Source organism: Vibrio sp. 947 (assembly GCF_033339115.1).
GTDB classification, from domain to species: domain Bacteria; phylum Pseudomonadota; class Gammaproteobacteria; order Enterobacterales; family Vibrionaceae; genus Vibrio; species Vibrio alginolyticus.
Genome location: NZ_JAWOTX010000002.1, coordinates 1 through 20,540, shown reverse-complemented (window position 1 = coordinate 20,540; position 20,540 = coordinate 1). Strand labels below are relative to the sequence as shown.

General features: G+C 43.7%; 15 protein-coding genes, 1 tRNA gene and 1 other RNA gene. 5 read left to right on the top strand and 12 right to left on the bottom strand.

The features are described from left to right. Positions 1 to 108 precede the first annotated feature (108 nt). The 6 genes from R7Q39_RS02660 to R7Q39_RS02635 all read right to left on the bottom strand — a co-directional run bounded on the left by R7Q39_RS02660 (position 109) and on the right by R7Q39_RS02635 (position 7,332). On the bottom strand, positions 109 to 2,415 hold the full coding sequence (locus R7Q39_RS02660; RefSeq protein ID WP_318075749.1) for a zinc/cadmium/mercury/lead-transporting ATPase: 2,307 nt from the start codon (positions 2,413 to 2,415) through the stop codon (positions 109 to 111). Positions 2,416 to 2,587: 172 nt separating this feature from the next. Continuing rightward, positions 2,588 to 3,007: a CBS domain-containing protein gene (locus R7Q39_RS02655; protein ID WP_318075748.1), complete on the bottom strand. Its 420-nt coding sequence runs from the start codon at positions 3,005 to 3,007 to the stop codon at positions 2,588 to 2,590. Between the two features lie 244 nt (positions 3,008 to 3,251). Further along, entirely contained in the window at positions 3,252 to 3,986 is a 735-nt protein-coding gene (locus tag R7Q39_RS02650) for an RNA methyltransferase (protein ID WP_005378485.1), read from the bottom strand. Between the two features lie 212 nt (positions 3,987 to 4,198). Further along, an RNA gene (gene ffs / locus R7Q39_RS02645) (signal recognition particle sRNA small type) lies at positions 4,199 to 4,295 on the bottom strand. 137 nt (positions 4,296 to 4,432) lie between these two features. Further along, positions 4,433 to 6,436, bottom strand: coding sequence for a GGDEF domain-containing protein (locus tag R7Q39_RS02640; protein WP_017634751.1), 2,004 nt, complete (start codon positions 6,434 to 6,436; stop codon positions 4,433 to 4,435). Positions 6,437 to 6,588: 152 nt separating this feature from the next. Next, the gene (locus R7Q39_RS02635; protein ID WP_005389942.1) at positions 6,589 to 7,332 is read right to left on the bottom strand and encodes a hypothetical protein; all 744 of its coding nucleotides are present in this window, start codon (positions 7,330 to 7,332) and stop codon (positions 6,589 to 6,591) included. A 257-nt stretch (positions 7,333 to 7,589) separates the two neighbouring features. Between R7Q39_RS02635 and R7Q39_RS02630 the strand changes: the two genes are divergently transcribed. Continuing rightward, complete coding sequence (locus R7Q39_RS02630; protein ID WP_033905036.1) at positions 7,590 to 7,892, top strand: DNA base-flipping protein; 303 nt, start codon at positions 7,590 to 7,592, stop codon at positions 7,890 to 7,892. A 30-nt stretch (positions 7,893 to 7,922) separates the two neighbouring features. Here R7Q39_RS02630 and R7Q39_RS02625 read toward each other — a convergent pair whose 3' ends face one another. Next, entirely contained in the window at positions 7,923 to 8,357 is a 435-nt protein-coding gene (locus R7Q39_RS02625) for a YbaY family lipoprotein (RefSeq protein WP_005378572.1), read from the bottom strand. A gap of 240 nt (positions 8,358 to 8,597) precedes the next feature. On the opposite strand from R7Q39_RS02625, the gene tesB reads away from it, so the two are divergent. After that, positions 8,598 to 9,458 carry an acyl-CoA thioesterase II gene (tesB, locus tag R7Q39_RS02620; RefSeq protein WP_005378575.1) on the top strand — a complete coding sequence of 287 codons (861 nt, stop codon included), beginning with the start codon at positions 8,598 to 8,600 and terminating at the stop codon, positions 9,456 to 9,458. Between the two features lie 68 nt (positions 9,459 to 9,526). Here the strand turns inward: tesB and R7Q39_RS02615 are convergent, their stop codons facing one another. Together R7Q39_RS02615 and R7Q39_RS02610 are read right to left on the bottom strand one after the other, a co-directional pair. After that, entirely contained in the window at positions 9,527 to 12,568 is a 3,042-nt protein-coding gene (locus R7Q39_RS02615; RefSeq protein ID WP_318075747.1) for a cadherin repeat domain-containing protein, read from the bottom strand. A gap of 456 nt (positions 12,569 to 13,024) precedes the next feature. Then, entirely contained in the window at positions 13,025 to 13,489 is a 465-nt protein-coding gene (locus R7Q39_RS02610) for an Lrp/AsnC family transcriptional regulator (protein WP_005378579.1), read from the bottom strand. 139 nt (positions 13,490 to 13,628) lie between these two features. Here R7Q39_RS02610 and R7Q39_RS02605 point away from each other — a divergent pair, with 139 nt between their 5' ends. Next, complete coding sequence (locus R7Q39_RS02605; protein WP_005378582.1) at positions 13,629 to 14,723, top strand: PLP-dependent cysteine synthase family protein; 1,095 nt, start codon at positions 13,629 to 13,631, stop codon at positions 14,721 to 14,723. A 62-nt stretch (positions 14,724 to 14,785) separates the two neighbouring features. On the opposite strand, the gene R7Q39_RS02600 is transcribed toward R7Q39_RS02605, so the two are convergent. Beyond that, positions 14,786 to 15,103, bottom strand: a complete 318-nt coding sequence (locus R7Q39_RS02600) for a DUF1244 domain-containing protein (protein WP_005378586.1) — start codon at positions 15,101 to 15,103, stop codon at positions 14,786 to 14,788. Positions 15,104 to 15,317: 214 nt separating this feature from the next. Between R7Q39_RS02600 and R7Q39_RS02595 the strand changes: the two genes are divergently transcribed. After that, on the top strand, positions 15,318 to 15,893 hold the full coding sequence (locus R7Q39_RS02595; protein WP_005378589.1) for a porin family protein: 576 nt from the start codon (positions 15,318 to 15,320) through the stop codon (positions 15,891 to 15,893). Positions 15,894 to 15,973: 80 nt separating this feature from the next. Here R7Q39_RS02595 and vmeF read toward each other — a convergent pair whose 3' ends face one another. Continuing rightward, complete coding sequence (gene vmeF, locus R7Q39_RS02590) at positions 15,974 to 19,087, bottom strand: multidrug efflux RND transporter permease subunit VmeF (RefSeq protein ID WP_005378591.1); 3,114 nt, start codon at positions 19,085 to 19,087, stop codon at positions 15,974 to 15,976. Beyond that, positions 19,087 to 20,181, bottom strand: a complete 1,095-nt coding sequence (locus R7Q39_RS02585; protein WP_005378593.1) for an efflux RND transporter periplasmic adaptor subunit — start codon at positions 20,179 to 20,181, stop codon at positions 19,087 to 19,089. Before R7Q39_RS02585 ends, vmeF begins: the two co-directional genes overlap by 1 nt. A gap of 292 nt (positions 20,182 to 20,473) precedes the next feature. Between R7Q39_RS02585 and R7Q39_RS02580 the strand changes: the two genes are divergently transcribed. Further along, a tRNA-Tyr gene (locus R7Q39_RS02580) sits at positions 20,474 to 20,540 on the top strand.

Sequence of the window (20,540 nt, the reverse complement as noted above, 5' to 3'; positions counted from 1 at the left end):
TTTCAAGGACAAGAAAAACGTCTGATCGCATCAGGTTAATACGGTTAAAAAAAGCCCGATACACGAATGCCTCGGGCTATTAATGAGTGGGATCATTGGTTAGGTCAGTTATTTGATCTGTTTGGACTCAAAACGAAGTAATCTCAACGCATTCAATGTCACCAGTGCTGTTGCACCACTGTCAGCTAATACTGCAACCCACAACCCAGTAACCCCAAGTAAACTTGTCACTAAGAATACACCTTTCAAACCTAGCGCTAACGCGACATTCTGACGAATGTTACTTAGCGTCGCACGCGACAGTTCTATCATGGCAGGTAGCTCAATCAACCGGTTGTGTGTTAACGCCGCATCAGCAGTCTCGAGCGCAACATCCGTACCGCCTCCCATCGCAATACCAATGCTCGAAGCTTTCATGGCTGGAGCATCATTGATACCGTCTCCCACCATCGCAACGGTATGTTGTTGTGATAGTTTCTCGACGTAATGCACCTTGTCTGCAGGTAACAAACTCGCTTTATAATCCAAGCCTATTCTATTTGCCATTGCTTCTGCACTTCTCGGGTTGTCACCCGTTAGCATCACCGACGTGACCCCAAGTTCCTTCAACATTGCGATAGCTTGCTGGGCATCTGAGCGCAATGTATCTTGCCATGCGATCACGCCAATGACCTCGTCATCGAAACGCACAATGACAACCGTTTTACCTTGTTGTTCCAACGTAACCACTTGCTCTTTGGCTTCTTGAGAAAGTGGAAAGTCTGCCTTTGAAGGCGTGACCACTTGGACCATTTTTCCATCGACGTAACCTGTGACACCAGAGCCTACTTGCGCGGTTTTATCCAACGCTTCAGGAATAGTAAGCCCCTGCTCTTGCACTTTGGTAACTAAAGAAACCGCTAGAGGATGACTTGAACCAACCTCGATTGACGCAGTTAGGCTAAGTAACTTGTCTTCATCCATATCAAAAGCAAAGACGTCAGTCACTTCTGGTTTACCTTGCGTCAGTGTCCCAGTTTTATCAAATGCGACAGACTCAACCTTGCCAAGCAACTCAAGCGCCGCACCACCTTTGATCAATGCGCCCCGCTTAGCAGCTGCCGCCAAGCCAGAAGTGATCGCCGCAGGCGTTGAAATGACTAATGCACATGGACAAGCAATCAACAGCAGGGCGAGTCCTCGATAGATCCACGTTTCCCACGGTTGGGCAAATAGTAATGGCGGCGTAACGATAACCATCAGAGACACCAGCATCATTAGCGGCGTATACCAACGGCTAAATTTATCAAGAAAGCGTTCTAATGGTGCCTTACGAGATTCGGCTTCTTCAATCAAATGAAGAATTCGGTCTATCGCATTCTCGCCCTGACGGGAAGTCACCTGTAAGCGAACCACTTTATCGACAACCACAGCCCCGGCCATCACTTTGCCACCGGTTTGATGTTCAACGGGAACAGATTCTCCCGTTAACGCACTTTCGTCAAAACTCGCAAGCGCATCTTGCAAAACACCGTCGGCAGGCAAACGACCTCCGGGTGCGACTTCTATGATATCCCCTGGTTTAAGCTGAGCAGCTGGTACTTCTTTACGCTCTCCATCAATAATTAAAATTGAATTTTCTGGGACTAAGTCTATTAACGCCTGGACACCGCTTCGCGCGCGAGATGATGCATATGCTTCTAACTTTTCACCAATAAGGAAAAGCAATAACACCATTGCGGCTTCGGCGGTTTCACCTAAATATAAAGCGCCGAGCGCCGCTACACTCATTAACGTTTCAATCGCAAAAGGCGTACCGCTACGCGCCAACTTAAATGCTTTGAGCGCGATTGGGTATAAACCAAGTAAACACGTCAAAGTGAATAACCAAGCGCTTATTTGAGGGTCGATCTTAGAAATTACTGCCGCAGTAGCCATTGCACCAGCAATCGAGAGAATTTGGATGTTGTCTCTTATGACGCCAAGCCAGCCTTTCTTTGTAGTGCTTGGTTTTGGAGCATCAAGTGAAGAGAGCGGGAAACCCGTTTTTTGGGCTGTCTGCTCTATCGTAGCTATCAGCTCTAGACCATCAAAATCGACGACCAGTTTTTCTGTTGCAAACAAAACCTTGGCTTGGCTGACGCCTTGTAAAGACGTAATGGCTTTCTCAAGCTTTTGCGCACAAGATGGGCAATCCATACCTGACACAAGCCAAGCGTTCCGAACGGAGGAATTACTCTCCCTTGTGGGATCGTCTTCCTCGCCTGTGTCAACGCTGCAGCGTCCTCCACTACAGCAAGAGCTTTCAGAAACATCAACACTGGCCTGAGAGATATTGAGCGAAGATTTTACTGGCGCACAGCATGACTCGCTTGCACCAAGCGGCACCGCAGTTTTGATTTTGCTAGATTGGCAACCTTGATGTTTTGTACACATAATTTTTTCCTTATTGGTATCGGTGATTTACCTATTGCTAAGGATAAACCTTAGAGTAAGCTCCAAGGTCAAGATAAATTTGTACAGTTCGGCGATAGAAAATAAAAAAGACGCCGAAGCGTCTTTCCAAACCAGTTTAAAAGCAATATTCCGTAAAGTTTAAACAGAGAGGTTAAACGGGATGCTTAAAACACTCATTTAATGTCATTCCTATGGCACGCAGCACGTCTCTTCTTGTGATAACACCAACCAACTTACCGTTGCCATCCACCACTGGATACATTTTCGGCTTTCCAACTTTCATCATGTCAGCCAGTTCAATTACTGACATTTCTGGAGAAACAGATAAGACATCATCATGCATACACTCTTGTACCGTATGTGTATCTTGGCAGTGATAACTTGCTTTCACCAACTTATCTAATAAGTCTTGCTCCGATAAAAACCCAACCACTTTTTCATTTTCATCAATGACAGGGCCACCTAGTGTGACACTTTGCATTACTTTGTTTAAAGCTACCGAAAGTGACATATCTTTCGTGAAAGTCACCGCTTGCAACGTCATGTAATCTTTTACTTTTAATGAATGCATTCTTATCTCCTTAAGGGCATTTTATTGCGGCCTTTAGATAAGTGTCGCCTAATTTCCTGATTTTACTAAATGGAAAGGAGTAATTTTATTTATAGGCACAGCCTATTGAACTAAAACAAAATTAACTCACCGAACAACATTCACTGTATTTCGTTAAACGCAAGATTCAGCCAGGCTGATTTTTCTAGGCAAAATACAACAAAGCCAGTCAATTGACTGGCTTTGTTATTATGTAATTGTTGCGTTAGCTATGTTGGCGGCGCATGTTGTCTAAAATAATGCCAGTCGCCATCGCGACATTCAGTGATTCGGCACCGCCAAACGCCGGAATCGTGATCTTATCTGTCACGAATTTTGCTGCGGCTTCACGCACACCATGAGATTCGCTGCCCATCAACAAAATACCTTCAGCAGCGAAATCCGTTTTATGAACGCTCTCTCCTTCCAAAAACGCGCCATATACTGGCAATTTGGCGTGTTCCAAGTAACTTGGCAAATCCACCAAACTCACTTGTACGCGGCCAAAGCTGCCCATGGTCGCACTGATCGTTTTAGGATTATAAGGATCAGCACAATCTGTACTCGCAATAATGTGCTTGATGCCATACCAGTCTGCAACACGAATAATCGTACCTAGATTACCAGGGTCGGATACACCATCTAGCGCAATCATCAAGCCTTTCGCTTGAGGCTCTTTTACACTCGGAATTTCAACCACAGCAATGGCCGCATTATTGCTCACAAGCGTGCTCGCTTTGGTCAATTCATCAAGCGATGCTTCAACACAATCAAAACGATTTAGCGTACCAGCATTTTGTTCGAGAAATGCCGCTGTTGCAAAAACCTGCTTCACCTTCAATGAACTACTTGCTAGCTCTAGTACGTTCTTTTCACCCTGAACTAGGAATAAGCCATGCGCTTTACGCTGTTTCTTTTGACCTAAAGCACGAAGCAGTTTTAATTGGTTTTTTGAAATCATTAAAGTATCCCAGGTGAAAATGGTTATTCGGCGAGCGTACCCTAAACAATCTTCACGACAGTTCGGTATCAAGCGGATGAGATTATAAATTATACCTAAATAACCTCAAGAAGCTTGATCATCAGAAGACGTTGAACACCAAGCGTAGCCAAAATAAAAGAAGGCTCAAAAACGAAAAAAGCCCTGCGATAACGCAGGGCTTTCAAAGGGTGGGACCCCAGCCACATCCCGGCACACAAGTCACACGCTGCGGCTGCTTCCTTCCGGACCTGACCGAGTTCACGAGCTATTGTTGCGAGAGGACCAGAGCCCCATAATTCTTTTCGAGAGGTCTTGCCTCAATCGATGGGGAGATTATTCAGTATCAGCTCTCATAATGCAAGAGCAAAAACCTTGAATTTCATCATTTCATTACCGTTTGGACAAAACTCGATCAATTCATTCCTTTATGATGAAACCGTACAGTCACGATAAGAGGAGTCGTGCCGTGAGGACTGCTTACTCATGTACATGTCTTCATCAGCCAAATGCATCGCTTGCTCTAAGCTCATGTGCCGTTCCCTTTTTGCAGAGAAACCAATAGAGATACTTATAGACTCCAAATCACTACATAATTTGCCTTTCACATCGATTCTACTGAGCTCTCTCATTGCTCTAGTTAACTCGGCTTGCGTAGGATAACCCAGTAATATGAACTCATCCCCTCCAATTCGATAACATCTTCCCGACCAGACATAATGAATTTTTAGCGCCAGTAGTTGTAAAACTTCGTCCCCAGCGCGATGACCATAAGTGTCATTGATTCGTTTGAAATGATTAATGTCTAAGTAAAGTATGGATAGATCTTTGTTTACTCCTTTTCGATACTTTACTTGCAACGCACGACGATTCCTTAACCCTGTTAAGTTGTCAGTGTTCGATTGACGGTAAAGATAAAGCGAAACACAAATAGCAAACAATAATACAAAGATAAACACAGCTTGTGTTTGCGTCGCTAATCGAATCTCATATTCAAGTGCGGTACGCCAATCTGGGCGTACATCGTACTGAGCAATGATCTTATCAACTTCTAACATCGCTATCGCTCGACTGAAGAAAGGCGCAAGCATGGCTCCTTTTTCATTCGCGACCAATCCAACAGAGAGTTGTGACTCATAAAACTCGCCAATAGCGGTATCCTGCTCTATCGGAACCAATTCACTGAGACGTAAAAAATGATTGAGCATCGCCGTATCCATCGGAATGTAATCGACTTCTTCATTTAGTAGCCCCTGAATGAGCTCTTGTTGGGTACGATAACGTTTGAGTTCTTTTAGCGGTAACAGTTGCGTCATCATTTGATCGAAAAAGTCATCCTTAACTACGCCAATCCGCTCAGATATCAACTGTGAAACATGAGAGTATGTGCTCGGTTTGTAACCTAAACGCTTGACCATCACCGATGCTGGCGCGTAATGGGGCTTTGGAAAGTAGCTAAATGCGCGCCGCTCACGGCTGACCGTTAACGGCGCCAAAATTTCGAAATTACCTTGGATAAACTCATGGTACATAGAACCCCAGCTTTCACCAGGCTCACTAATGATCAAGCAGTTTAAAGCCAAGATCTCACAGCTTCTCAGGACTACATCAGCCGTCATCCCTTCGACACTACCATCTGCGTTGTATACAACATATGGAAAGATAGATTCGAGCTTAATCCGTATTGGTTCATTAAAATCAAGGGGTAATAAACGAATAGAATCACGCAACGCTGCTCGCCTTAATTCAAATTGATACTGGGAAATTTCTTCGCGAAGCTGCTTTTGCACCGCTTCCCCGTGAATAAACGTAGCGAACGTGTCCAACTCTTCAAGATGATGATCTTTTTTACTGATGATGGATACGGGCTTTATCGAAATCTGATCATTGAGCATCTTGGCGTCAAACCCCTCCATCAGCATCGGCTTGAGCTGGTTAATGGCATCGACAACGCCATCCACAGCACCTGAACGTAGCAGTGTTACTGCTTGTTCGTGACCTTGATAAGAGATCTGTTCTAGCTCAGGGTAGTGTTGTTTAAGTAATTGGGCATAAACTGTATCTTTGGGGACGCCAACACGCGAAATGTCACTCAACGTCGAATCTTTTAAACCAAAGAGGTAGGTATATTCGATATTTGTTGGGCGGGAATAACTAAAACGTTGAGCACGTTCTTGTGTGTAAGTGATATTCGCAGCAAAGTCCGCTTCCCCATTCGCTACTGAATTTAGAATGGCATCAAAGCTGGAGTAGTTCACGTATTGAACGGTAAAGCCAAACTCCTTTGAAGCAGCATTGAAAAGAACACGAGTGACGACATCATCCGCTTCAGTCGCGACTTTATAATGAGCAATTAAAGGGGCTTCGGCTTTTACATTCAAACTCAAGAGGCAACATGCAAAAAGCAACAGTGTTCGAGCAAAAGTTGTCATGACAAACTTATCTTAAATCAACCGCTTATATTGTGGTTATTATTATTGGAAGTGTAGTAAATATGAAATGAAGAACATATACTAATCTCCATTTTGTTCCACAACCAATTCGATACTCTGCCGCACATGTCACTTTTTACCTGACTAAAAACTCATAATTCAGCCTGTTCATCGCTACTACGTAAAATATAGTCAGTCATCCAAGCCGTCCCTAACAAACAGATCCAAACCACGAAAACAGGGTTTGGCACATCCGTGGTCGGGCTGACGACTAAGGCGGCAAAACCCACAGTCGGCAATGTCCAACATAATAATTTGCTCCAACGAATGGTATGTTGAAGCTTCGCAAGTGCTTCCATTGACGCTAACATTCCCGTCAAACTTAACGCCATAAGAACGGCGTACGGTAGGCCTGCAATCCACAAAGGGAGCAACAAAAACAACGGCCACCAGCTGTGTTTATTGGATGGCGTCCAATGCGCAGCCGACCACCACATCGCCATAACCGCAATGGTTTGAACCACTGTAACCCAAGCAGACCCATCCAGCTTACCGCCTTGCTGTGTGACCATAAGACCAACTTGCAGTGTAAGTACAATAAGACCAGCGGTGAGCAACACGCCTAAAGAGCTTCTACGAGAAAACACCACCATTAAAAGTGGGAAAAGGATCAAAACACCAACCGACAAAGCAATTGGCTGCATTGAGAGTGTCGCACCAAAAGCCATCATCGCGCCCAGCAATACTAAGCCAGCGAACCCACCTTGTGGCAGAACCCACAGCGCGGGGATCATAAGTGCAAGAACGGGAATGTCACCCTCGCTCAAACTCATCGCCCGAACGCAGACAACAGCGAGTAAGGTCGTAACGAAAAATTGAAGTGTCGATAAAATCATAGCGCCTCCTGGCTTCCCCACCTACTTGGTAACTCAACGGCAAAAACTGGGATTGAAAGTCGTTGAGAGGGTCTAGATTCAAGCTTAGCTTGCGTTTGCTTCATGCTGTTTAAGGCTCATCAACCAACGACACTAAAGAACAGAAAATGTAATTCTTCAAAGTGAGTCGCTGACAACACAAGGGTTAAGAACCGTTAGCAATATACAAGTCCAATGGTTTACCATTCCTTAGTAATCCAAAATAGACACTTTTGAGTATGGACCAATTTTTAGCGCAAATCTTTGCTGTAATTCACCAAATTCCAAAAGGAAAAGTCTCCACCTATGGGGAAATTGCAAAAATGGCCGGTTATCCGGGCTATGCGAGACATGTTGGTAAAGCACTGGGTAACCTACCAGAAGACAGCAAACTCCCCTGGTTTAGAGTGGTAAATAGCCAAGGAAAAATATCTTTAAAAGGCAGAGACTTAGAGCGACAAAAAAAGAAATTAGAAGCAGAAGGGATTGAAGTCTCGGAAGTTGGCAAAACTTCACTTAAAAAATACAAATGGCAGCCTTAAGCTGCCATTTTTTGTTCTCAGTACGTCGTATTAACGTGTTCCAACTAGACGAATATCTAATTGGTGAGTTTGTGCTTCATCTGTAATAACACCGTTATGTGTGTCGCTGATAAAACGCAGCTTTCCATCTACCTCAATGCGAGCACGAACGCTGTAACGATGGTTTGGTTTGATTTCATTGCTGTCGTAACTCAACTCAAAAGAAAGAGGAACTTGCTTACCTTCTGTTTCGAATGTCTGTTTCGCCAACACTTTTGCTGGCGCATCCGCCAAGGACACATCTTCTAACGCAATAGTAACCACTGCGTTTGGTGGCAAGGCAATCCGCTCGCGATAAGCCACTGTACCTGTAATCGTCTTCATTGACGCCTCTGTAGATTCCATTTCTGTATTTTGAGAAGTTTGGCAACCCACTAACGCAGCCCCAAAGAGTAGAGAAGTAACAAGTAGTAGTGTTTTTTTCATATATTCCTCGAAAAGAGCATTAAACCGAAGCAATTATAGGTGTGGAATATAAAACTGTCTGCTTCCTGTCATTTTATTTGACAATAGTTTGACTGAGTTAGAATTTATCAAACAATTGATTTTGTTTCATAATTGGAACAATACTATTTCTAAGTTACTCAATAGTTCTTAACTATGCCACTTCACAAGAGTGAGGCTGTTGAGGTAACTTGGAATGAAAGACAACGGTGAGGAGACACAATGAGTAAACCACTACGAGAATTGCTCAGCCTACTACAACTCGAAAAATTAGAAGAAGGCTTGTTTCGTGGCCAAAGTGAAAACCTAGGTTTGCCTCAAGTTTATGGCGGTCAAGTAATTGGGCAAGCACTTTCTGCTGCGCGCTACACCGTTGAAGAAACACGCACGGTACACTCCTTCCATAGCTATTTTTTGTACCCTGGCGATCCAGAAAAACCTATTATTTATGACGTAGAAAATCTGAGAGATGGCCGTAGCTTTAGCACTAGACGCGTAAAAGCAATTCAAAATGGACGCCCTATTTTTTACCTAACCGCATCCTACCATGGCGATCAACCTGGGTTTGATCATCAAAAAGAAATGCCAGATATCCCTGGTCCAGAAAACTTTGCCTCAGAGAGTGAGCTCGCAAGCCATATTGCAGAATTTCTACCCAAACGCTTACGCAAAACATTTTGCGGGGAAAAGCCAATCGAAACTCGCCCCGTTACGGTTATCAACCCTTTGAAGCCCAAAAAAGCAGAACCCAAACAGTACCTTTGGATTCGTGCTAATGGTGAAATGCCAGAGAATCAGCTAATTCACCAGTACCTTCTGGCCTACGCATCCGATTGGGGATTCCTTGTGACAGCAATGCATCCACATGAAGTCTCATTAATGACGCCTAACTTTCAAGTGGCCACCATTGACCACTCTATCTGGTTCCATCGTCCGTTTAAGATGGATGAATGGCTTCTATATGCGATAGAGAGCCCAACGGCGAGCAATACTCGTGGGTTGGTCCGAGGCGAAATATACAACCAGCAAGGTCACTTAGTGGCGACCGCCGTGCAAGAAGGGGTGATGCGCTACACGAAATAGCTCGTGTTCGTTACACGAAAAAAGGAGTGCTGTTCCGCACTCCTTTTTTAATGGGTATCAAACGATGATTAATTTGGTTGATACTTCATGTTAATAACCGACCATTCGTAAAGTGATTTCGGGTAACCATATTCGCCTTTCCCGTAAATGACATTTGGGTCGGCATAGAATCCACCTTTATTCGTTGCTAAAAATTCACGAACCCCACGACGGTAAGTAATCACAGGTGCTACTAACTCATACTCTACCTTTTCCATCTTCGAGTCATCAATTATTAAGAACCGAGTCATACGAATCGTGCTGCCGTTGGTGCAGTACCCTGGGTCATCATAGTCAATTGCTTCAAAAGGCTTGAGATCATCTTCGAACAGCTCTGATGTACATCCATCAAATCGAGCTAAGTGTACCCACGCTCCTTTTATTAGAGTTTGGTCATCGTTACCCACCGGCTTGAATGCAAGTAGTGCAATCTTACCTTTGCCGTATAATTTCAATTCTTCGTCCGTTGGCTCACGCACTGAACGAACGTTCATCAAACCAAACTCACTTTCTTCTAAGTTAGAAAACTCACGTGCATTTAGCGTGCTAAACAATACTGTTTGTTCAGTTTCAAGCAATGTATATTGATCCGCAACACCTTCATCTGCAAAGCTTAGATACAGCTGGACTTTCTTACTTTCCAACGCTTTGTAATCTCGAGATTCTCCTTCAGAAACGTCGAGAGAAATCCAACGTCTTTTTACTGGCGGGAGGTCAAGTAACGTCAGCTCTTCCTTATCAACATCTAATGAAGCGACTCCTTTAATTGTTGAGCTGGATATTTGATAGCTGCGGTTTCCTATTGGTGTACCAAAGTCTAGCTTAACCTTTTTAAATGGTTCAAATTCCACCTTCATTGTAGAAGCACTTAAACCAGGGTGATTCGCTTTGTTAATAGTGCCATTTACGACGATTGTTTTAGCTTTGTAGTTGCGTCCAGTAAGAGTAACCTCTACTTGGTACTCGCCTGCGTGCAAAATCTTCAAACGCCCCGTATCAGGGGAAACTAGCTCGACCACAGGATCTTTTTGGTTAATAAGACGGTAACTTGCCTTCGCAGTCCCACCACTCATCACTGGTGAGATAACACTACCAGCGGAGAATTCTACCGTTGGGTAAGTAACCGATACAGGGTTTGTGCCTTGTTTAATCGTGACCGAGAAGCTACTTTCACCCGGATCCACTTTGTCGTCCCCCGCATCCGAAACAATAATTTTTGTGCTACCCGCGTTAAGAATTTGCATGGCACCCGTTTGGCTGTTTAAGGAAACTACATCTGTTGCTGCGTTGTCTGCAAATCGGTACGTAACTTCCCCAACCGTACCAGAGATTTTCGGCGCAACAAATGTTTGGCCAACCTTCCAAATCTCTTCCACATCGGATTGAACTTCAATTCGGCTCGGCGCACTCAAAATTGTCACGTAGACTTTTTGATCAGGACCAACAGTATAATTCGCGCTCTCTTTTCTGCGCACAGTTAGCGTCGCTTTACCCGCTTTATACACATGGAGACGTCCTTCACTAAAACCACCGACAACATCTGGTGCGGTGTTATCTACAATCTCAATTTGCTCGTCAGCACTCAAACCAAAATCACGATGAAGATCAAAACTGTATTTGTTGCTGTATACAACGTCATAATCGTGCGTTGCCATGGGTTGGCCTTCAGCCTTTGCAACTTTAATGACGACATTAAATTGAATAGGTTGGTAGAACTCCCCACCATCGTCTTCAAACTTAAGGTCGTACTCACCCGCAGTCACTACCTCCAACTTGCCGTCAGTCATTCGTAAGCCATTAGGTAAGCTGCTAACTAGATTTACGTTACCTTTTTGCCCTTTAAACGCCAGAGGGATTGAAAGATTTGGTTGATAGGTAAGCGGCATTTCAATGTCTTTTATAACGGGATGAGGCGCGCGATTAACTTCAAGATCAAAACGAGTTTTGCTTGCAGGATAATTACGCATGTCATGCTCGTAAATTTCCACTTCAGCAGCACCAACACCTTTGATCAGTAATGCTTCACCATTTTCAGTTTTAGCGACAACGTCTTCACCACGAATGATTCTCAGCTCATAGTCACCGTAGGCGTTCGTCACCTTAGGGAAAATTCGTCCACCTTCCTCATAAGTTGTGACAATATCCGCTGCGCTGATTTCTTGACGCTTGCCTTGTTTTATATCCACAAAAAATTGCGCTGTTTGCTGTTTATCTAGAAACGCGTCGCTGTAAGTTGCAGTCGCTTCAACCGTTAATCGCCCAACATTATGAACAAGAAGCAAACCCGTTTCAGGGTCTAGCAACTCGGCCACCTTGCTGTCTGGTACGCTATTTATGATTTTGTAAGAAATACGTTGCGTTTGAGCTTTATCTAAACGCACTGGTTCTAACGTCAACCCTTCTCGATACTCGTCTTCAAGCAAAGCGAACTGTAATTGCCCCGGAGCTACTGCATGCAGTTTAACCGTAGCGCGAACTTGTTTCGGCAAGTAAAAGTCGTTACCTGAATCGGTAATCAGCACCGATGCCTGACCAACTGAACCTAATGAATATACCGAACCGTTCTCATCAACACGAATCAAGTTATGACCACTTTCTACCTCATAACTCAGTTCGCCTTTTTGGCCACGGACGATCAACGCTTTTCCTTCTGACTCAATCGCATTGAAATTCAGATCACTCACTGAAAGTTCAGTATTGATGCCTCGCTCTACAGTGACAGAAAATCTTGCTTCAGAAGATTCATAAGCAGAGCTACTATCTGTAGCAAGAATAGTCGCCGTTCCTGGGCGCAGAATTTGTAGTATTCCTGAGTCATTAATTTTCACGACATTTGGCGGATTAGAGTCAATGACTTGGTAAGATACCGACCCATGTACATTGCTCAGTTTTGCTTCAGTAACCGTTCCCACTCCTTCAAACTTCAACACCGTGTCTTCCACTTTTAATTGCGGACGGTTCTGCTTTGTTACCGTAGTTGGTGTCTTCGTATTGTTCGGCTTAGAGTCTCCCCCACCGCCACAGCCAGCGAGTAAAGCTGCGAGAAAAAGCAAATAGTAATTTCTGTTCATTTTTAGTAATACTTTGTTACATACAAGATGGGGCGATAATAATACGATGTTTTATTAATCACTATCCCCATTTTTGAGTACTTTATTACTTAAGTAATTGCTACTGTATTAATCCTAAAAACAAATACTCAAAAATAGCGACCAAATTACATGAAAACACAAAAAGCAAACGTTTAAATCAAACTCTTCCATTAATTTAGTAAAAATTAATATTCAATAAAATAAAACATGAAAAAGAAAGAGAAAAAATTGCGTTATTTTTTCTTTCATTATGATATATGGGATTAATGGACTGCAAAAACAAATGGTTAATGAAAAATAGAAGAGAGAATAAATATCGTTTATATTTATGAAAATCTGATAGGAAATAGTTTTAAAAGCATAATCAAACTACCTTTTAACATTTAAAATACTAAAAGGTAGAATTAACATTAGATAGAATTCTTATAGGGTGAGTTATTTTAGGATTGGTAACTCTGTTGTGTATTTAATGGACTCCATAGCAAATGTTGAAGTCACATTAGATAGCCCTTTTACGCTATTAACTAACCGCTTATAGAATTCGTCAAAACACTTCATATCTTTGACTAGTACTTTCATCATGTAGTCATACTCGCCAGCCATACGATAAAACTCCATTACCTCAGGAAAGTCACTCACAGTTGTAACAAAATGGTGATACCAACCTTCGGAATGATCAATCGTTTTTAACTGAACAAATGCAATGAAAGATAGCTCGAGCTTTTCTGCACTTAACAACGCCACGCGTTTTTCGATGTAGCCCTCTTCTTCCAACCTTTTCAAGCGCTTCCAGCATGGTGTTGTAGTAAGATTGACTCGCTCAGCCACGTCATTTAATGACGAGGTGCTGTCGGTTTGTAGTAAAGCAAGCAGCTGCTTATCTATTCGATCTAAACTCATTTCTATAAACCCATAAAATGTAGAAAATTTTTCTACAAAAATCTTTATTAAGAGTAACAATAGCAAAGTTTTTCTCGAAAATTATAGATAAATTATCCCTATCTAATACTTATCTATCGATTTCCCAAGGAGAGACGCCATGTGTACTGACCACAATTGGATCAACAATGCAGTGCGTAAAATTGAAGCAGACTTCCAACGTTCTGCTGATACTCATTTATTTAAACTTGAACTGCCTTCTCTTGATGGTATCGATATCTACCTAAAAGATGAGAGCACGCATCCAACAGGCTCTCTGAAACACCGATTGGCACGCTCGTTGTTTCTTTATGCGATTTGTAACGGATGGATTGGTCCTGAAACCACAGTGATTGAAGCGTCCTCAGGCAGCACTGCCGTTTCGGAAGCGTATTTTGCTCGCTTGCTTGGCTTACCGTTCATTGCTGTTATGCCGAAAACCACCGCACGTAAAAAGATTGAACAAATTGAGTTTTACGGTGGTAAAGCGCATCTTGTAGAGCGCTCAGATCAGATTTATGACGAGTCTCGACGCTTGGCTCAAGAGTTAAATGGTCACTACATGGACCAGTTTACTTATGCTGAACGCGCTACTGACTGGCGCGGTAACAACAACATCGCGAACTCTATCTTTAGCCAAATGGAGTTAGAAGATCACCCGATTCCTAGCTGGGTAGTGATGAGTCCTGGAACAGGCGGCACATCAGCAACCATTGGCCGTTTTATTCGTTACCAAAAATACGACACTAAGCTTTGCGTGGTAGACCCTGAAAACTCAGTGTTTTACGATGCTTTTCAGTCAGGTAATCACTCATTAAAAGGTGAGACCGGCAGCAAAATTGAAGGCATCGGTCGACCACGTGTCGAGCCAAGCTTTATTGCAGGTGTTATTGACGAGATGCGCAAAATTCCAGACGCTGCCAGTGTGGCAACCGCCCATTGGGTATCTCAGCTGATTGGGCGTAAAGTCGGCGCATCAACAGGCACCAATCTTTACGGTGTGCTGCAATTGGCTTGTGAGATGAAACAACGCGGTGAGAAGGGTTCTATCGTGACGCTTCTATGTGATTCTGGAGAGCGTTACCTAGATACGTATTATGACTTAACATGGGTAAAAGAGAACATCGGCGATATTCAACCTTACTTAGCTCAACTCAAAGTCATTCAAGCAAAAGGTTGCGTTGAGCCAGCTTGTTGCGGCTCAACTAACGCTTAACGTGCAAACTGGACTTTAAAAAAACAGCCCAACTTCATGCGGGCTGTTTTTATCGCTGGGTTTTACTTTTTCTGGCGCGCTTCAAACGCAGCCAATTGTTCTGGCGTTGCCGCTGGTTGATGATTTTGTTTCCATTCATCGTAAGTCATGCCGTAAACACGTTCGCGAGCGTCATCAATATCTAAATCCAAACCGAGATTTTCAGCCTCAGATTTATACCATTTGCTAAAGCAGTTGCGACAGAAGCCCGCAAGGATCATCAGGTCGATGTTTTGTACGTCTTTGTTGGCATCTAAATGCGCCAATAAACGGCGAAATGTCGCCGCGTCTAACTTATCTTGTTCTTCTTGAGTCAAGTTTTTGTATTTGAATTCAGCCACTTTCCTTTCCTTCTCTCTTATTTAACTAGCTTTCGTCACCATATCTAGTTAGTCGGTAGTCATGAGTAAGAAGTATGCTTTAGCGCAACAATTCCCATTCTAAAATCACTACCTTTGATAAAAGCTGATATGATAATTACCATCCATCCTATTGATTAAATTAACATTTAAACAAATCATTACAACGGTCTTTTACCAAGGTTATCGTCTAGTTATGAAAAACGCCATTCTATTATTGTCTGCCTTGACCATTAGCGTGCCAACTTTAGCTGCTCAAGAACAAGCTCATCAATCTTATTTTTATCTGGGTACTGGTAACGTTGGTTTTGATACACCGTACTTCGGCTCGGATAGAGACAATGAGTGGTCAACACCACATATCACAGTTGGCTGGGGTTACCATGTAAACCAATACCTCGCGTTTGAAGGGGTTCTGCGCTATTCACAAAATGAACTTAAGAACGATGCTCTAAAAACTGACTTAGATCTTCACTATTACCAAGCAGGTATGTCTGCTGTTGTAACAAGTGATAACTTAGGCGATACGCCGCTGTCACTGTTTGGTCGCGTAACTGCGCTTGGCACTCAAGCTGAAATGTATGTTCCAAACGAACAAAAAGTCACAGATGATTCAGGCGCGCTATTCAACATCGGTGCTGGTGTCCATTGGGATATGAGCAAAGATATCTGGTTACGCGCAGAGTACATTTATAATGTCGCGGATATGGGTTTTGAAGATTTTTACGACAGCTACGAAGGTGTACAAATCAGCCTAGGGAAACGCTTCTAATCGAACGCTTCCGAGCTAACTTTAAACCGATAAAGAGAAGCCGAGGTTATTACCTCGGCTTTTATGTTTTAACGTTTGATTTAAGGGTGCGCTATACGGCCCTTCGTATCATGGCTAATTGCTTTGTTTAACTCTGCTTCTACATGACCTGGTGCTTGTGTTTTCGCCGAAATCAATCGGTACATTGCCGGGATAACAAACAAGGTCACCAATGTCGCAAACCCCATCCCGAAAAAGATAACCGTACCCACGGCAATACGGCTCTCATAACCCGCCCCTGTCGATACGATCAACGGAATTGCGCCAGCAAGTGTGGTAAACGCAGTCATCAAGATTGGACGTAGACGTCGCGCGGCAGCATCAATGATCGCTTTTTCAAACCCAACGCCACGATCACGTAGCTGATTGGCAAATTCTACGATCAAAATACCGTTTTTCGTCACCATGCCAATCAACATGATCATGCCGATCTGACTATAAATGTTCATACCTTGGCCCATAATAACCAAACCAAGGAAGCCACCAAATACACCCATCGGCACCGTAAACATGACCACTAACGGGTTTATGAAGCTTTCAAACTGAGCCGCCAACACGAGATACGCCACTAGTAGTGCCAATGCAAACACAACAGCAACACTCGCTTGGTTCTCTTTAAAGTCTTTCGACTCCCCCGAATAACTCACCGAAATGTCACCCGGTAAGTTGTCGATGGCTTCCTGGTCTAGGTAATTCAGCGCATCTCCTAATGTATAACCTTCCGACAGGTTGGCAGTAATAGTGATGGACTTCTGTTTGTTGTAGTGAGAAAGACGAATAGAGGCCGCCACTTCTTCAATTTTTGTGACCGCATCTAACGTCACTAGCTGACCGCTATTCGTGCGTAGATAAATCTGACTTAAATCTGCAGCATTATTAAAGCTATTTTCATCACCGCGAAGATACACATCGTACTCTTCGCCACGCTCAACATAAGTCGTTTCGCTTTTACCACCGAGCATGATTTCTAGGGTGTCAGAAATGTCTTTAACACTGACTCCTAGCTCTGCGGCACGCTGTCGGTCAACTGTAACCAATAACTCAGGCGTTTTTTCCGAGTAATCTATCTCTGCTCCTTCCATCATTGGTGATTCTTCTGCTTTGTTCTTTAGCATTTCAGCCCAAACAACGAGCTCATCGTAATCAGAGCCGCCTAATACGAACTGAACTGGCTCACTCGAACCACCTTGGAAACCTGGCATAAATGGGAACACTCGAACATCTGGGATACCCGCCAATTCTTTCCGTACTTTGTTAAGGGCTTGCTGAGCCGTGATATCACGTTCATTCCAATCTTCTAGAATCATGATCACAAAGCCTGTCTGGTCTCCTGCCTGGCCACCAAACGCTGGCGTTTGGATACTGAATGACTTCAGATAACCTTGCCCTAGTAATGGCATCAATCGGTCTTCGACAATATCCATATTGGCTGACATACGATTGTACGACGTAGCATCTGCACCTCGCACAAACGCGAATATCACACCGCGATCTTCTTGTGGGGTCAGCTGGGCCGGTACCTGATTCATCAAGAAATAGCTACCGCCCAAACAAGCTAGAATCACCAGGGGAGCAGCCCAACGTACTTTTAATGCGCCTTTCAATAATGCGCGATAGCCACTCTCAAGCTTGCTAAACAAGCGATCAACTGCTTCATTGAATCGATTTGGTTTTACATTCGCTTTCAAAATCTGACTACCTAATACAGGCGTCAGCGTCAGGGCAATCAAAGAGGAGAATATGACCGACATAGCCAGCAATACAGAAAACTCTGTAAATAGTAGACCTACCATGCCATCCATAAATGAGATCGGTAAGAACACCATCACCAGCACTAATGTTGTTGCTATAACAGCAAAACCAACCTCTCTTGTGCCTTTATATGCGGCGAGTAATGGCGATTCACCGCGTTCAATATGGTGGAAGATATTCTCCACAACCACAATTGCGTCATCCACCACCAAACCAATCGATAATATCAACGCCATCAAGGTGATCAAGTTGATAGAAAACCCAAAGTAGTACGCGGCAATGAACGAAGAAATCAGAGAAACAGGAACCGTAACCGCAGGAATTAAGGTTGCACGAGCTTGGCCGATGAAAATGTACAATACCAAAATCACCAAGCCGCCCGTGATAAATAACGTGCTGTACACCTCTTCGATTGAACGCTCGATAAACACTGTCGCGTCGTAATCTATCGCAAGACGTGTACCTTCTGGTAAGAACTTCTGGATGTTATCGACTTCAGACCTAACCAGCTTCGCTACTTCTAACGGGTTTGCGTCTGACTGCGGTACCACACCAAGACTGATGTTTACTACACCATCACTTTTGAAGGTTGAGTTTTCGTTTTCTGCACCAATGAAGACATCTGCTACATCTTTTAAATAGATAGGTGTATTGTCGCTTGCGCGTTTAATGACAAGATATTGAAAATCTTCAGGCGTGTTATAAGTACGAGCCGTACGCACGGACATTACTGTTGAGTCGTTGCGAACTTCACCACCTGGGCTTTCTAGGTTCTCACTTCGCAAAGCTGATGTAATGTCCGAAGCCGTAACTGAACGTCCAGCCATTAGTTCTGGCTTAAGCTTCACGTACATGACCTTGTACAAACCACCGGAGAGATCAATGGAGCTAACCCCAGAGATCAGGCTAAAGCGGTCCATCAATACACGTTCGGCATAATCGGTTAATTGAGTACGGTCCATCTCTGCAGAACTGAGATTGATGTAGAGCGACGCCTCTCCCGAGCCATTGTTCTTATAAACAATAGGGTCATCCGCTTCATCAGGTAGCGAGCGCTGAGCACGAGCCACTGCATCACGCACGTCGCTCACACCTGTGTTGAGATCGTAACCTAACTCAAACGTGATCGTGATACGCGACATGCTGTTACGAGTAGTGGAGCTAATTTCATCAACTCCACTGATCCCAGAAAGCTGGTCTTCCAAAACGGAGGTAATTTGGCTTTCAATAATAGTCGCCGATGCACCCTCATAACGCGTACTGATAGAAACGACTGGGCTTTCTATATCAGGCATTTCACGAACGGCTAATTTGGTGAATGACACAAAGCCAAACACACACAACAGCATGCTCAGAACCAACGCCGCGACAGGGCGTTTAACTGAAACGTCGGACAGTAACATTAGTTTTCTTCCTCATCCGATTCACTGTCATTGCGTGTCACATCCGTGGTGTTCGCTTTTAGTGGCGCGACAATTTCTTTCACTTCGACACCATCACGCATGTTAACAATGCCTTGAACCACAATCTTGTCACCAATCTCAACACCAGATTCGATCACCACCTCGTTGCCAACACGAGCACCTAGCGACACTTCTTGACGAGTAGCTTTGTTATTTTCATCAATTACATATACAAAACGTTTAGTTCCGGAGTATTCAAGTGCTTGAACAGGAATGATTGGCGCCTTAATAGCAGGAAATGCTAGTGAAGCGTTCATCAACATGCCCGGCTTCAATTGATTTTCTGGGTTATCAAACTCAATACGCACGCGAAGATTCAGTGTTTCGGCACTGATCCGCGTATCAATACCTGTGACTTGACCAGTAAAGGTCTGGCTACCCCATGCACTGGTTTTAGCGATGACTTCCATACCAATAGAAAGCATCGATAAATAGCGCTCCGGTACTTGTAAATCCAGTTCCATGACGGAAAGATCATCCAACGTCAAAAGTTCAGTACCCGCACTGACCATTTTGCCGCGGCTAAAATCGATAAAACCAACAGTGCCAGAAAATGGGGCAGTAATATGGAGGTCAGCTAAATTGGCTTGAGCAGCATCAAGCCTCGCTTGTGCTATTTCAACACTGGCTTTTTGTGCATCGATTTCAGTTTGAGTAATCGCATTCCGCTTAACCAAACGTTGGAACTCTTTTAACTTACGCTGTTCATCTTTTAGATACGCCTTTGCCTCAATCAAAGCGGCTTGAGCCTTATCGTCATCTAACTTAATTAATAGCTGGTCTTGCTGGACATTTTGATTCGCTTTAACAGCGATTTGATTCACTTTGCCGGCGACTTCCGATGCGACAACCACAGACTCCGCTGCCTTTAATTTGCCGATAAGAGTTAAGGATTGATTGATCTCATGCGTTTCTACTTGTTCAGTCACAACAGTAACCGCTGAGCCTCCTCGCATCGCAGCGCAAACCGATGGAGAACTCAGTAATATAGAAAGCGTTAAAACAGATAACGATAACGTGGCTTTCATGCTCATGATATTGACTTCTAAACGAATAAACTTATGTCATTAAACTGCTTACAGTTTATCAGTAGATACGGTGTTTAACGTCAAGTAGTGTAAATTCAAGTAAAAAGCGCGCCTCTCTTCTGTTCAAAGGACAAACAAAACGCTGACTTTCTACCATCTTTGCCCAAAAAGACAGCATTCAACGTAAAAACGTAAGAAAAACGCTTTACAGCCTGAGCGAGTTTGCTATGATTCGCTCCGCACTTGGGAGATGAGTTGGGAAAACATCTTACTAAGTATAAAAATCCTCTGGAGGGGTTCCCGAGTGGCCAAAGGGAGCAGACTGTAAATCTGCCGGCACTGCCTTCGATGGTTCGAATCCGTCC

Bases quoted from the DNA above. Each gene is read 5' to 3' on its own strand.
- R7Q39_RS02660 (WP_318075749.1), bottom strand. From the start codon at position 2,415: ATGTGTACAAAACATCAAGGTTGCCAATCTAGCAAAATCAAAACTGCG.
- R7Q39_RS02655 (WP_318075748.1), bottom strand. From the start codon at position 3,007: ATGCATTCATTAAAAGTAAAAGATTACATGACGTTGCAAGCGGTGACT.
- R7Q39_RS02650 (WP_005378485.1), bottom strand. From the start codon at position 3,986: ATGATTTCAAAAAACCAATTAAAACTGCTTCGTGCTTTAGGTCAAAAG.
- R7Q39_RS02640 (WP_017634751.1), bottom strand. From the start codon at position 6,436: ATGACAACTTTTGCTCGAACACTGTTGCTTTTTGCATGTTGCCTCTTG.
- R7Q39_RS02635 (WP_005389942.1), bottom strand. From the start codon at position 7,332: ATGATTTTATCGACACTTCAATTTTTCGTTACGACCTTACTCGCTGTT.
- R7Q39_RS02630 (WP_033905036.1), top strand. From the start codon at position 7,590: ATGGACCAATTTTTAGCGCAAATCTTTGCTGTAATTCACCAAATTCCA.
- R7Q39_RS02625 (WP_005378572.1), bottom strand. From the start codon at position 8,357: ATGAAAAAAACACTACTACTTGTTACTTCTCTACTCTTTGGGGCTGCG.
- tesB (WP_005378575.1), top strand. From the start codon at position 8,598: ATGAGTAAACCACTACGAGAATTGCTCAGCCTACTACAACTCGAAAAA.
- R7Q39_RS02615 (WP_318075747.1), bottom strand. From the start codon at position 12,568: ATGAACAGAAATTACTATTTGCTTTTTCTCGCAGCTTTACTCGCTGGC.
- R7Q39_RS02610 (WP_005378579.1), bottom strand. From the start codon at position 13,489: ATGAGTTTAGATCGAATAGATAAGCAGCTGCTTGCTTTACTACAAACC.
- R7Q39_RS02605 (WP_005378582.1), top strand. From the start codon at position 13,629: ATGTGTACTGACCACAATTGGATCAACAATGCAGTGCGTAAAATTGAA.
- R7Q39_RS02595 (WP_005378589.1), top strand. From the start codon at position 15,318: ATGAAAAACGCCATTCTATTATTGTCTGCCTTGACCATTAGCGTGCCA.
- vmeF (WP_005378591.1), bottom strand. From the start codon at position 19,087: ATGTTACTGTCCGACGTTTCAGTTAAACGCCCTGTCGCGGCGTTGGTT.
- R7Q39_RS02585 (WP_005378593.1), bottom strand. From the start codon at position 20,181: ATGAGCATGAAAGCCACGTTATCGTTATCTGTTTTAACGCTTTCTATA.